Origin of the sequence: Flavobacterium aquaticum, from assembly GCF_003259835.1 — a bacterium.
GTDB lineage: Bacteria > Bacteroidota > Bacteroidia > Flavobacteriales > Flavobacteriaceae > Flavobacterium > Flavobacterium aquaticum.
Window position 1 is genome coordinate 340,380 of record NZ_QLMI01000001.1, and the last position, 12,339, is coordinate 352,718.

The 12,339-nt window shown below is 31.2% G+C and carries 16 protein-coding genes and 1 tRNA gene; 8 read left to right on the plus strand and 9 right to left on the minus strand.

Translation table 11 applies throughout. The annotated features are described in order from the left end of the window. Positions 1-87 precede the first annotated feature (87 nt). The 4 genes from trxA to B0I03_RS01730 all read left to right on the plus strand — a co-directional run bounded on the left by trxA (position 88) and on the right by B0I03_RS01730 (position 1,456). Complete coding sequence (gene trxA / locus B0I03_RS01715; protein WP_111565750.1) at positions 88-390, plus strand: thioredoxin; 303 nt, start codon at positions 88-90, stop codon at positions 388-390. 47 nt (positions 391-437) lie between these two features. Next, the gene (locus tag B0I03_RS01720; RefSeq protein ID WP_111565956.1) at positions 438-827 is read left to right on the plus strand and encodes a rhodanese-like domain-containing protein; all 390 of its coding nucleotides are present in this window, start codon (positions 438-440) and stop codon (positions 825-827) included. Positions 828-844: 17 nt separating this feature from the next. Further along, a complete protein-coding gene (locus B0I03_RS01725) occupies positions 845-1,057 on the plus strand; it encodes a YgaP family membrane protein (RefSeq protein WP_111565751.1) in 213 nt (70 codons plus the stop codon). Positions 1,058-1,123: 66 nt separating this feature from the next. Then, positions 1,124-1,456 carry a tRNA-binding protein gene (locus B0I03_RS01730; protein WP_111565752.1) on the plus strand — a complete coding sequence of 111 codons (333 nt, stop codon included), beginning with the start codon at positions 1,124-1,126 and terminating at the stop codon, positions 1,454-1,456. A gap of 219 nt (positions 1,457-1,675) precedes the next feature. On the opposite strand, the gene B0I03_RS01740 is transcribed toward B0I03_RS01730, so the two are convergent. Together B0I03_RS01740 and B0I03_RS01745 are read right to left on the minus strand one after the other, a co-directional pair. After that, positions 1,676-2,050 (minus strand): PUR family DNA/RNA-binding protein, encoded by a 375-nt coding sequence (locus B0I03_RS01740; RefSeq protein WP_111565754.1) that lies wholly within the window; start codon positions 2,048-2,050, stop codon positions 1,676-1,678. Positions 2,051-2,120: 70 nt separating this feature from the next. Next, on the minus strand, positions 2,121-3,887 hold the full coding sequence (locus tag B0I03_RS01745; RefSeq protein WP_111565755.1) for an ABC transporter ATP-binding protein: 1,767 nt from the start codon (positions 3,885-3,887) through the stop codon (positions 2,121-2,123). 193 nt (positions 3,888-4,080) lie between these two features. On the opposite strand from B0I03_RS01745, the gene B0I03_RS01750 reads away from it, so the two are divergent. The 4 genes from B0I03_RS01750 (at position 4,081) to yajC (ending at position 6,968) form a co-directional block, all read left to right on the plus strand. Continuing rightward, complete coding sequence (locus B0I03_RS01750) at positions 4,081-5,184, plus strand: Glu/Leu/Phe/Val dehydrogenase dimerization domain-containing protein (protein WP_026726434.1); 1,104 nt, start codon at positions 4,081-4,083, stop codon at positions 5,182-5,184. An 83-nt stretch (positions 5,185-5,267) separates the two neighbouring features. Further along, on the plus strand, positions 5,268-6,209 hold the full coding sequence (gene nusB, locus B0I03_RS01755) for a transcription antitermination factor NusB (RefSeq protein ID WP_181452317.1): 942 nt from the start codon (positions 5,268-5,270) through the stop codon (positions 6,207-6,209). A gap of 12 nt (positions 6,210-6,221) precedes the next feature. Beyond that, positions 6,222-6,689 (plus strand): DUF1573 domain-containing protein, encoded by a 468-nt coding sequence (locus B0I03_RS01760; RefSeq protein WP_111565756.1) that lies wholly within the window; start codon positions 6,222-6,224, stop codon positions 6,687-6,689. 9 nt (positions 6,690-6,698) lie between these two features. After that, on the plus strand, positions 6,699-6,968 hold the full coding sequence (gene yajC, locus B0I03_RS01765; RefSeq protein ID WP_111565757.1) for a preprotein translocase subunit YajC: 270 nt from the start codon (positions 6,699-6,701) through the stop codon (positions 6,966-6,968). A 50-nt stretch (positions 6,969-7,018) separates the two neighbouring features. On the opposite strand, the gene B0I03_RS01770 is transcribed toward yajC, so the two are convergent. The 7 genes from B0I03_RS01770 to tsaE form a co-directional block, all read right to left on the minus strand. After that, positions 7,019-7,594 carry a YdeI/OmpD-associated family protein gene (locus tag B0I03_RS01770; protein ID WP_245902908.1) on the minus strand — a complete coding sequence of 192 codons (576 nt, stop codon included), beginning with the start codon at positions 7,592-7,594 and terminating at the stop codon, positions 7,019-7,021. Between the two features lie 4 nt (positions 7,595-7,598). Then, the gene (pepT, locus tag B0I03_RS01775; RefSeq protein WP_111565758.1) at positions 7,599-8,840 is read right to left on the minus strand and encodes a peptidase T; all 1,242 of its coding nucleotides are present in this window, start codon (positions 8,838-8,840) and stop codon (positions 7,599-7,601) included. A 75-nt stretch (positions 8,841-8,915) separates the two neighbouring features. After that, positions 8,916-9,884 (minus strand): hypothetical protein, encoded by a 969-nt coding sequence (locus B0I03_RS01780; RefSeq protein WP_111565759.1) that lies wholly within the window; start codon positions 9,882-9,884, stop codon positions 8,916-8,918. A gap of 125 nt (positions 9,885-10,009) precedes the next feature. Beyond that, a tRNA-Val gene (locus B0I03_RS01785) sits at positions 10,010-10,087 on the minus strand. 82 nt (positions 10,088-10,169) lie between these two features. Then, on the minus strand, positions 10,170-10,556 hold the full coding sequence (locus B0I03_RS01790; protein ID WP_111565760.1) for a DUF4258 domain-containing protein: 387 nt from the start codon (positions 10,554-10,556) through the stop codon (positions 10,170-10,172). Between the two features lie 60 nt (positions 10,557-10,616). Next, complete coding sequence (locus B0I03_RS01795) at positions 10,617-11,813, minus strand: alanine dehydrogenase (protein ID WP_111565761.1); 1,197 nt, start codon at positions 11,811-11,813, stop codon at positions 10,617-10,619. A gap of 101 nt (positions 11,814-11,914) precedes the next feature. Continuing rightward, positions 11,915-12,328, minus strand: coding sequence for a tRNA (adenosine(37)-N6)-threonylcarbamoyltransferase complex ATPase subunit type 1 TsaE (tsaE, locus tag B0I03_RS01800; protein ID WP_026725814.1), 414 nt, complete (start codon positions 12,326-12,328; stop codon positions 11,915-11,917). Positions 12,329-12,339: the final 11 nt, after the last annotated feature.

Consider the following 12,339-nt stretch of genomic DNA (forward strand, 5'->3'; position numbering starts at 1 on the left):
ATAATTGTCATATTAAGTTTGTGTAACAAATATTACAGAAAAAAGATTTTCCAAATCGTATCTTTGAAAGTGAAAAAATAAACGATTATGAATCCAAAATTTAATGATATTATTAACGGTAACGATTTGGTATTAGTGGATTTCTATGCCGATTGGTGCGGACCATGTAAAATGATGTCGCCCATATTGCAAGAAGTAAAATTGAATTTAAAAGATGCAGTAAAAATTATAAAAGTGAATGTTGACCAACATCAAGATTTGGCTAGTCATTTTATGGTGCGAGGTGTTCCTACTTTAATGTTATTTAAAACAGGAAAGATGTTATGGCGACAATCGGGTGTGTTGAGCGCTAGAGATTTGACAACGATAATTAGTAATCATTTGAATTGATTTTTTTGTATATTTATAAACGAAAACAAACAAAAAACATAAAAATAATGAAATTAAAAGTATTGAGTTTGGTTATCCTATTTTTCGGATTAACTTCTTGTTTGAAGAATCAAGCAGATGGTGTCCAAGTGTTGGATGTAGCCAAATATGAAAAAAACATGGCACAACCAGATGTTCAATTGGTTGATGTTCGCACGCCTGTAGAATTTAGTGAAGGTCATTTAGAAAACGCAATAAATATTGATGTTACAGCAGATGATTTTGATGCAAAAGTGGCAAGTTTAGATAAAGAAAAACCAGTAATGGTCTATTGTAAATCGGGTGGAAGAAGTGCTAAAGCTTCAGCTAGATTAAAAGAATTAGGATTTAAAACCATTACCGATTTAGAAGGCGGAATTACCAATTGGAAAAGCGAAAACAAACCTGTAGTAAAATAAACGTAATACTTTAGATTATGAAGAAAAATATTGGAACTGCCGATCGTTTTGTTAGAGTAATGTTAGGTGTAATTGCCATAATTCTTGGTCTTTCAGGAATTTTGGAAGGTAATTTAAAATGGATTGCTCTTATTGTAGGAGCAGTAATGATTACCGTTGCATCAGTACAATTTTGTCCGTTTTATGTATTATTTGGAATTAATATTTGTAAAGTAAAAGAAAAAAAATAAAATTATTTAAAGTTTAATATAAGTATGATTTGCTTCGGTAAATTGTACTTTTTTATTTTATACAATATGATAACTTGGCATGATTTTGAAAAAGTTGAAATGCGCGTTGGAACTATTATTGAAATAAATGATTTTCCAAAAGCAAAGAAACCTGCGTATCAGTTAGCGATTGATTTTGGTGTTGAATTGGGAATCAAAAAATCATCTGCTCAAATAACCAAACGTTATACAAAAGAAGATTTACTTGGTAAACAAATTATTGCAGTAGTCAATTTTCCAAAAAAACAAATCGCTGATTTTATGAGCGAATGTTTGGTTTTGGGTTCGGTTGGAGAAGAGAACGATATTGTTTTGCTGACTTCTGATATTCGGGTTGAAAATGGGTTGCGAATTGGATAAAAAAAAACCAAAAATCATTGATTTTCGGTTTTTTTTTTATTTTTTATCTTCGTTATGTTATTAATTGTTAACGCAATAAATAAAATGGGAACAATTAATCTATAAGTAAAAGATTGATTAGATGATAAGTTTAGAAATATTATTAATATCCAAAAACACAAAAAAATGTAATTAATTTTTAATTTATTCTTCTGTAAAACTTTAACAAATTTGACATTGTTAAATATCATCAAAATCAATATTAGTAAAGCTTTCAGCTGATTTTACTTCTTCGTTACCGTCAGCATAGATTTCTCTTTTGAAATCTTTTTGATGTCTTTCTGAAATTACTTCTTCACCTTTTTGGTCTAGAACAAAATCTGTCATTTCATCTAAAATTTCTCTGAAAGCAGCGAAATCTTCTTTGTACAAATAAATTTTGTGTTTTTTAAAGTGAAATGAACCATCTTCTTCTGTAAACTTTTTACTTTCAGTAATGGTAATGTAGTAATCATCTGCTTTTGTAGCTCTTACATCAAAGAAATACGTTCTTCTTCCTGCACGCAATACTTTAGAAAAAATATCTTCTTTTTCTAACATGTCATTTTCTCTCATAATCCTACTGTCAATTAATTAGTGTTATAGCGTCTCAAAAATCTAAAAAAAAATCGGATTAAACAAAAGTTTAGTCAATTTCTTTTTCCGAAAGTTGTTTTAAGTATAACTCTTTGTAATAGCCATCAAGGTCTAATAGTTGAGAATGAGTGCCTTGCTCTTTGATTTTTCCTTCGTCTAAAATGATAATCCAATCCGCATTTTTAGCAGAAGAAACTCGGTGACTCACAATTATGGTAGTTTTATTTTTACAATAGTCTAATAAATTGTTTAAAATAGTTTCTTCGGTTTCGGTATCTACGGCGCTTAAGCAATCATCTAAAAGAAGTACAGGAGCGTTCTTAATTAAAGCTCTTGCAATAGAAACACGTTGCTTTTGTCCACCCGATAACGTAATGCCTCTTTCGCCCAAAACGGTTTCATATTGCTGATTGAAATTCATAATGTTATCATGAACTACGGCTTTTTTAGCAGCTTCCATCACTTCTTCATCAGTAGCATTTTCATTACCAAATTTGATGTTGTTTTTGATACTATCCGAAAACAAGAAAGCATCTTGCGGCACCACACTAATTTGATTACGTAAATCGAATAAATTTAAGTCTTTGATGTCTTTATTGTCAATTAAAACAGTTCCCGAAGTCGTATCATACAATCTACTAATTAAGGTTAGAAGAGTCGATTTTCCAGAACCTGTTTTTCCTAGAATTGCCAGAGTTTTTCCTTTCTGAACTTCAAACGAAATTTCGTCTAAAGCTTTAATTTTAGTGTCTTCGTATTCGAACGAAACCTTATCAAATTTAATTGCACCTTCAATTGGAGTATGACTGCTAACAGTATTTTTAATTTCAGGTTCCTCTTTTAGGAATTCATTAATACGTTTTTGTGAAGCTTCTGCTTCTTGAACTAATGAGGAAACCCAACCTAAAGATGCCACAGGCCAAGTCAACATGTTGATGTATAAAATGAATTGGGCAATAACCCCAATACTAGAAATTTCAGAATCACCATTTATGTACATTGAACCACCAACATACACCACAACCAAGTTACTCAATCCAATAAGCAAAATCATTAATGGACCAAAAAGGGAATTTACTTTGGCTAAATCCATCGCTTTTACCTTACTTTCATTACTTAAATCGGTAAATTCTTGTTGTTTTTTACCTTCGATGGCATAAGCTTTAATTACTCGAATTCCCGAAAAAATTTCTTGTGTAAAGGAAGAAAGCGTTGATAAATTTTGTTGAAAATCACCACTTTTCTTATGAATCATCGAACTAATTTTGAAAATACTGTACGATAAAAGCGGTAATGGTAATAACGAATATAAAGTTAGTTTTGGCGAAATATTGTACATATAAATCACTACAATTGTAAAACGCATTAAGGTATTTAACGAGTACATTACGGCTGGACCAACGTACATTCTAACTTTCCCAACGTCTTCGCTAATACGATTCATTAAATCTCCGGTGCGATTGCGTTTGTAGAAACTTTGTGTTAACGTTTGATAATGATTGAAAATTTCGTTCTTCAAATCAAATTCTACATGGCGCGACATAACAATTAAAGTTTGACGCATTAAGAAGGTGAAGAATCCTGCAACAATTGTAGTTCCTAAAATCAGTAAAATGTTGTGAAACAATGTTTTTTGAAAGCTAAGTAAGTCACCATCAGGACTTTTTACGTAGTCTTCAATTACTTTTATGGAGTTTCCAATCAACTCTGGTGTAAATAAAGAGAAGATTTGCGCTACAATGGTAATAAATATTCCAAGCAGGAAACGATATTTATATTTGACAAAGTATTTGTTTAAATATTGTAATTCTTTCATAGTATTCTTTAGTGCGATAACATTTCTGTATCAAATTCATTAAAATGATAATCAATTGATAATGAACGATTATCGAGTTTTTTAGCTTTTTATTGCTAAATTATTAAAATAAATATAATTCTTTGAATCATTTTAAAATTATTCGTAATATTGTAATTAAATATTGAATAATTTTCAACCCAACTCAAATCACATGACAGCAGAATTATTAAAAGCAAATGAGCTTCATAAAGTAGATCCAGTTTTTGGTCAGGTATCTTTTGATGGTCATGAACAAGTTGTATTTTGTCACGACAAAGATACAGGATTAAAAGCAATTATTGGAATTCATAACACAGTTTTAGGACCAGCTTTAGGAGGAACTAGAATGTGGAATTATACAAACGAATGGGAAGCGTTAAACGACGTTTTACGTTTGTCTCGTGGAATGACTTTCAAAAACTCAATTTCGGGATTAAATTTAGGTGGAGGAAAAGCGGTTATCATTGGTGACGCTAAAACTCAAAAAACACCTGAATTAATGCGTCGTTTTGGACAATTTGTAGATTCATTATCAGGAAAATATATCACAGCGGAAGATGTAGGAATGGAAACCAAAGACATGGATACTGTTAACGAAGTAACAAAACACGTTGCGGGTATTTCAGTTGAAAGAGGTGGTTCTGGAAATCCTTCTCCTGTAACAGCTTACGGAGTTTTTATGGGAATGAAAGCAGCTGCTAAATACAAATTCGGTTCTGATAATTTAGAAGGTAAAAGTGTTTTAGTACAAGGAATTGGTCACGTAGGTGAAGTTTTAGTGCAACACTTAACTGAAAGCGGTGCAATCGTTACAATTACTGATATCAACGAAGATAGAGTACACCAAGTAGGAGCAAAGTACGGAGCTAAAATTTTTACAGGTGCTGATTTATATAGTGCAGATGTAGATATTTATGCACCATGTGCTTTAGGAGCTACTATTAACGATGCAACTATCAACAATATCAAAGCTTCTATCATTGCAGGAGCTGCTAATAACCAATTAGCAAACGAAGCAGTTCACGGAAAAATCTTAAAAGAAAAAGGTATTTTATATGCACCTGATTTCTTAATCAACGCTGGTGGTGTAATCAACGTGTATTCTGAATTAGTAAAATGGACAAATGCTCAGGTTATGGAAAAAACAGAAAACATCTACAACACAGCATTAGAGATTTTCAAATTTGCAGATGATAACAACATTACTACGCATCAAGCAGCCTTTTCAATGGCGCAAAAACGTATTGATGATGCAAAAAATGAATTAAAGAAGTAATTCGTTTTAAATAAAATTGTATTTTTGCAGAGCGAAAGAGGCAACTTTTTCGCTCTCTTAATTTTATAAAGTTCTTAATTAGTATGTTAAACAGAAGACATATCCGAGTAAAAGTGATGCAAAGTATTTATGCAATGCACCAACACCAATCTGATCATTTGGATAAAGAAGAAAAGTTTCTATTTCAAAGTATCGAAAACACCCAAAACTTGTATCTTTTATTGCTTTCAGCACTTATCGAAATCAAAAAGAAAGAAGAGGAATATATCGATTTGGCTTCTAAAAAACATTTAGCTACTAAAGAAGAGCGCAATCCTAATTTAAAATTTATCAACAACAAAGTTTTGGTTTTATTATCAGAATCTGAAGCATTAGAAACCGCTTTAGATGATAATCACATCAACAACTGGAAGCTAAATGATGATATTATTTTAGGCTTAATTGATACGATTAAAGAAAGTGAATTGTACCAAAACTACATGGAAAAATCAACCAGTAGCTTTGAAGATGATAAAAACTTTATTGCCGATTTATATACCGAAGTTATTGCTCCAAGTGATCGTTTGTATGATTATTTAGAAGACCATAAATTAACTTGGGTGGATGATTTGCCAGGAATTAATACGTTAATTGTAAAGCAAATTAAACAATTAAAATCGGAACATGACGCTTTGGTAATTCCAAAAGTGTATAAAGATTCTGACGATAAAGAGTTTGTAAAGAATTTGTTTAGAAAAACAGTTTTAAACGAAGTTGAATTATCTAAAGAATACATCGATAAAACGCCAAATTGGGATGTAGAGCGTATTGCTGAAATAGATACTATTATTCTAAAAATGGCGATTTGTGAGTTGTTGAAATTTCCATCTATTCCTACGAAAGTAACAATTAACGAATATTTAGAAATTGCAAAAGAATATTCTACGCCAAAAAGTAGTATTTTTATCAACGGAATTTTGGACAACTTGGTAAAAGAGTTTGACCGAGATGGAAAATTAAATAAAGCAGGTAGAGGTTTATTATAAAATTTTAAAAATATGATAAGAAAATCAGTTGGGTTATTCGCCCTTTCATTAGTTGTGTTAGCAACCGCTTGTAAACAAGAAAGTGCTGCAGATAAAATTACAGATGCTGATATGAAAGCTATTCAAGAGCAAAATGCTATGGTTGGAAAATTAGCAAAAGTAGAATTTGATAAAGAAATTCACGATTTTGGAACTATTAAAGAGGGTGATAGAGTTGAAACAGAATTTATTGTAAAAAATGTTGGTGATTCCGATTTATTGATTCATGATGCAAAAGGAAGCTGTGGTTGTACGGTTCCTGAACCTCCTAGAGAACCAATTAAACCAGGTGATTCAGCTCCAATAAAAGTATCTTTTGATTCTAAAGGGAAACCTGGCTCACAAGAAAAAACAGTTACGTTAACAACTAATACTGCTAACGGACACGAAACCTTTAAAATTAAAGCAAATGTAACACCAGCTGCACCAGCAGCTAAATAATAAATAATTATGAATCCAAGTTTAGCGATACAAATCGTATTAATGATTGCTGTGTTTTATTTCTTATTGATAAGACCACAACAACAAAGAGCCAAAAAAGAAAAAGCATTTGAAACCGGATTAAAAGTAGGTGATAGAATCATCACTAAAGCAGGAATTCACGGTAAAGTGGCAGAAATGAACGAAGATACTGTAGTTGTTGAAACTATGGCAGGAAAAATTAAAATGGAAAAATCTGCTATTTCAATGGAAATGAGTGCTAAATTAGCAGCAAAATAATATTTTTTTAAATATAAAAGCCGAATTTCACTGTTGAAATTCGGCTTTTTTTATGCTCTATACTTATCATTTAAACCACGTTCTTCTAAAATCATCAGAATGACTTTTTCTAAACGAGTTATTTGTGTTTTTTCTTGCTTGGCAGAAATTATGTGTTCGATGAATTCTCTTTGTTTATAAGGAGAGAATGCATTAAATTTGGTTGAAAGTTCAAAATTTCTATCCAATTCTTTTTGTAAAATTTCAGGAATTATCGTTTCCTTTTTTTCTTTTGGAATTGCTAATCCCTTTTCTTCAATTTCAATAGCTTCTTTTATGTAAGCTAAAATTAATTTCTCATCAATTTCATTTGCCGAATTAAATCGCATTTGTCGTAACGATTTTGTGTTTTCCTCATTTGCATTAATTAGTAATTTCTTTTCATCTTTAAGAAAAACACCATTGTAAAACCAAATGCCAAAATAGGATTTAAAACCACCAATTCCCAATACATTTTTATTGTTATATGTGTAAACTGGTCCGCCCCATTTCGTTGTTTCAACTAAAGGCATTTTACGAATGATAGCATGTAATTGCTCCATTTCGTTTTCCCATTGATTGGTTTTATTCCATTTATTTTCTTCCACAAAATTATTTTTTAGCAGCAGTAATTTCGGCAATTTTAACAATCACTTCTGTAGCTTTTACCATACTTTCAACAGGAACGTATTCGTATTTTCCGTGGAAATTATGGCCTCCAGCGAAGATATTAGGGCATGGTAATCCTTTATAAGATAACTGACAACCATCTGTTCCTCCTCGAATAGGTTTAATTAAAGGTTTAATACCTAATTCTTTCATCGCTTTTTCTGCAATTTCTACAATATGAAAAACAGGTTCTACCTTTTCTTTCATGTTATAGTATTGGTCTTTTACTTCAGCAATTACAATTTCATCACCAAATTGATTTTTCCACTTTTTATTGAATTTATTCGCTAATTTGTGTATGAATTCCTTTCTTTTAGCGAATTTTTTAGCCGAATGATCTCTGATAATTAGCTCAACCACAGTTTCTTCAATACTCCCAGAAATTCCAACAACGTGAAAGAAACCTTCATAACCTTTTGTTTTCTCAGGAATTTCGTTTTTAGGAAGTTTTGAAATGAATTTAGAAGCCAAAAGCATTGAATTAATCATCTTCCCTTTAGCATATCCTGGGTGAACGCTTTTTCCTTTGAACGTAATTTTAGCTCCAGCTGCGTTGAAATTTTCATATTCTAATTCGCCAATTTGACTTCCGTCCATAGTGTAAGCCCATTCGCATCCGAACTTTTCTACATCAAATTTATGAGCGCCACGACCAATTTCTTCATCAGGCGTAAAACCTACACGAATTTTACCATGTTTAATTTCAGGATTCTGAATTAAATATTCCATTGCCGACATAATTTCTGTAATTCCGGCTTTATCATCGGCACCAAGTAAAGTAGTTCCGTCTGTAGTAATTAAAGTTTGTCCTTTGTATAAAAGTAAATCTTTAAAATAACTAGGAGAAAGTATAATGTTTTGTTCTTTGTTTAGAATAATATCACCACCATCATAATTTTTTACAATTTGTGGCTTAACGTTTGCACCCGTAAAATCAGGTGTTGTGTCGTAATGAGAAACAAATCCTATTGTAGGAACCTTATGTTCTACATTACTTTCCAAAGTAGCCATTACGTAACCATTTTTATCGATAGTTACTTCGGTCATTCCCATTTCTTTCAACTCTTTTACTAAAAGTTTAGCAAGGTCAAGTTGTTTTTTTGTACTTGGTGTAGTGTCTGAATTTGGATCAGATTCGGTGTCTATAGTAACGTAACTTATAAAGCGATCGATAATGTGTTGCATGATTTTTAAATTTTACACAAATATAAGAAATGAAGAATTGAAATTGAAATTCGAACGGTCTATTATTTTTTTATTTTATTTAGAATTTATTTGTTTAAAAAAGAATTTAATAACCTCTAAATTCATTTCTGATGTTGTCCAATGTCCTACATTATCATAAGTTATAAATGTTGCGTTTACATTATTATTCTTATATATTTCTTGACATTTTAAATATCGATTTTGTACATCTATTCCTAAATTTGAATTAATTAAGTTGCGTTCTATATCGTTATAAGCATCATCGAATTGAACGGCATCATTATCATCTAATTTTCCCATGTAGATAAATTGAGGAATCGATTTAAATTGATTTATGTCAAAATTTTTATTGAATAATTTAGAGAAATCATTAATTCCGAGTGGATAATTAAACTTTAATTGATTGATTTTTTTTTCTGGAAGCATTAATTCTCCATTAAATCCACCTATAGCTAAAGCTTTTATCTTTTCGGGATGAATAAAAGCAAAACGATTTGTAAAAGTAGCTGAAGCAGAAAAGCCATTCATAAATATTTTGTCATCTACTTTTATATTTAGTGAGCTTAAAATGTTTTTTGCATCTTTTATCATTTCCAACAATTGTAAATCAAGACGCTTTAGTTCTTGAGAATTATTTAAAATAACATCTCGGTCTAAAGCGTGAGTATAAATTAGCTCTTGAGATGATGGCCTTGGAAAAATAGGCACTAGTAATGGAATTTTCAACATTGTTGCAACATTATTTCCAACTGAACTCACTGTTGCTAAATTAATTGCAGATTCTTTATGTATTTCAATGCTATCGTTTGTTTTGCCAGTATTATTAGGTTCGACTAGAAGAACTATTTTTTTATTTATTGGAGTTCCTTTAGGAATAAATAAAATATAGTCGTTTTGAAATCCTTTATTAATGTCTTTTTTAATAATTAGTAAACTATCTTTTTTGAAGACATCTAGTTTTGAATCTTGAGCAAGTGAAAAAAATGATGAAAATAATAAAAGAAAAATTAGGTAAAAACGCATAACAAAATCATTTAGATAAAGTAGACGCTTTGATTGAATGTTTGTTACATTCTAGTATAATTCACTTGAGAATAAAGAAAAGTATATAAAATAAAAAATCCTACATTTCTGTAGGATTTAAATTTTGGTGGGCGATGAGGGGTTCGAACCCCCGACCCCCTCGGTGTAAACGAGGTGCTCTGAACCAGCTGAGCTAATCGCCCCAATATAACGCTTTACTATTTCTGTATTGCGAGTGCAAATATACAAGGATTATTTGTATCTGCAAGCAATTTTAAATAAAAATTATTTTTTTTCTATCTTTTCTAAGAGTACCTTATTGGTGTAATTAATCATTGTAATGGTAATTTCTTCATTTTTAGCAGTTTTGCCTTCAATAACATAAATCTTACCTTTTTTGTAAGATTCATTACTTTTTGAAAAATCTACATCTCCATAGCGTAAACTCTCTTTAATATCTTCTATAGTAACCCATTTTTCTGATAAAGATTTTTTAGCAAGGGTATCAATATCTAACGATTTGCTACGTAAATCTTTTAAAACACGACAATTTGGTAAATAGCAAAACTCAACACCTTTGTCGTCTGCTTTAGCTCTCAAAAACCAAATCACAAATATTATACCTAAAAATAATCCAAATAAATAATAGGCTAAACGAAACTGAAACTTCATATAAATAATAATTTGTGCAAATTTAGTTTAAATTATACACATAGTCCCTAGATTTTAACTTTAAAAAACAATCAGATTGATATCGCGATATTCCAAATTAAACCAATCTGCAATAGCTTTATTGGTTAAAACACCGTGATAGGAATAAATACCATTTTTTAAACCTCTATTACAACGAATAGCCGTTTCAATTCCGCCATCATCTGCAATGTGTAATAGGAAAGGAGAAATGATATTGCTAATTGACATAGATGCCGTTTTAGAATAACGTGAAGGAATATTAGGAACACAATAATGAATTACACCATTTTTAATAAAGGTAGGTTTTTCATGCGTAGTTACCTCGGAAGTTTCAAAACAACCGCCTGTATCAATGCTTACATCCACAATAACAGCTCCTTTTTTCATGTGTTCTACCATGGTTTCGGTAACCACAACAGGAGCTCTGTTTTTTCCTTTCATGGCGCCAATGGCCACATCACATCGTCTTAGTGCCTTTAAAAGAGATTTTTCTTGAATAGTTGAAGTGAAAATTCTTTGATTTAAGGTGTTTTGTAAACGACGTAATTTGGTAATCGAATTATCAAAAACTTTTACATGAGCTCCTAATCCTAAAGCAGTTCTAGCAGCATATTCTCCTACAGTTCCAGCTCCAATGATGACAACTTTTGTTGGTGGAACTCCAGTGATATTTCCAAAAAGTAAACCTTTTCCAATGTTCTCACCAATCATTAATTCGGAAGCAACTAAAATAGAAGCTGTTCCTGCAATTTCAGATAATGATTTTACTGCTGGATATGAACCATCTTCGTCTTTTATGAATTCAAATGCTAAAGCTGTTATTCTTTTGGTTGCTAAAGCTTCAAAATATTCTTTTTTTTGAGTTTTTAATTGAATAGCTGAAATCACAATCGTTTGCGGATTCATCATTTCAATTTCAGTAAGAGTAGGTGGCTCTACTTTCAAAATCATTGGGCAACCCAACACTTTTTTGGTGTCTTGTGTGATTTCCGCACCTGCATCGCTGTATTCTTTGTCGGTGTAACTTGAAGTTTCTCCAGCTCCTGATTCTAACATTACGCGATGTCCGTGCGAAACCAATGAAGAAACCGCATCTGGTGTTAAGCAAATTCTTCTTTCTTGATAGGAGGTTTCTTTTGGAATTCCTATAAATAATTCGCTTTTATGACGCGCTACTTCAAGTTTTTCTTCTTGAGGAAGCAATTGTGAAGCAGAAAAAGGAGAGTATATCGACATTACTTTTGATTTTGAGGTTCTAAATTAGGAATTATTTTAGACTTGGGAAATAGATTCACAAAAAAAGAGAATAGAAGTTGATTTTCTATTCTCTTTCGTATTTAATTTTTGAGCGTTAATTCACGTTTACCATTTGGTAAAATTTTTATAGAAATACTCGCATGGTCAATAGGAATTAAATTTGGCGTTTTTTCTGGCCATTCGATAAAGCACCAATTATCAGAATAGAAATATTCGTCTAATCCCATGTCATAACCTTCTTCTTCTGAATTTAAGCGATATAAATCAAAGTGATACACCGTTTCACCTTCAAAAGTTCTGTATTCGTTGACTAAAGAAAATGTTGGGCTGCTTGAATTATCTTTTACGCCCAACTCTTTGACCAATTCTTTAATTAAAGTCGTTTTTCCAGCGCCCATTTGCGCATGAAAAGTGATAATTTTCTTTAACGAAGGCGTAGCAAGAATTTGTTTTGCAATGGCATTTATTTCTTCTAAACTGTAAATTACGGTCATATATAAACTCA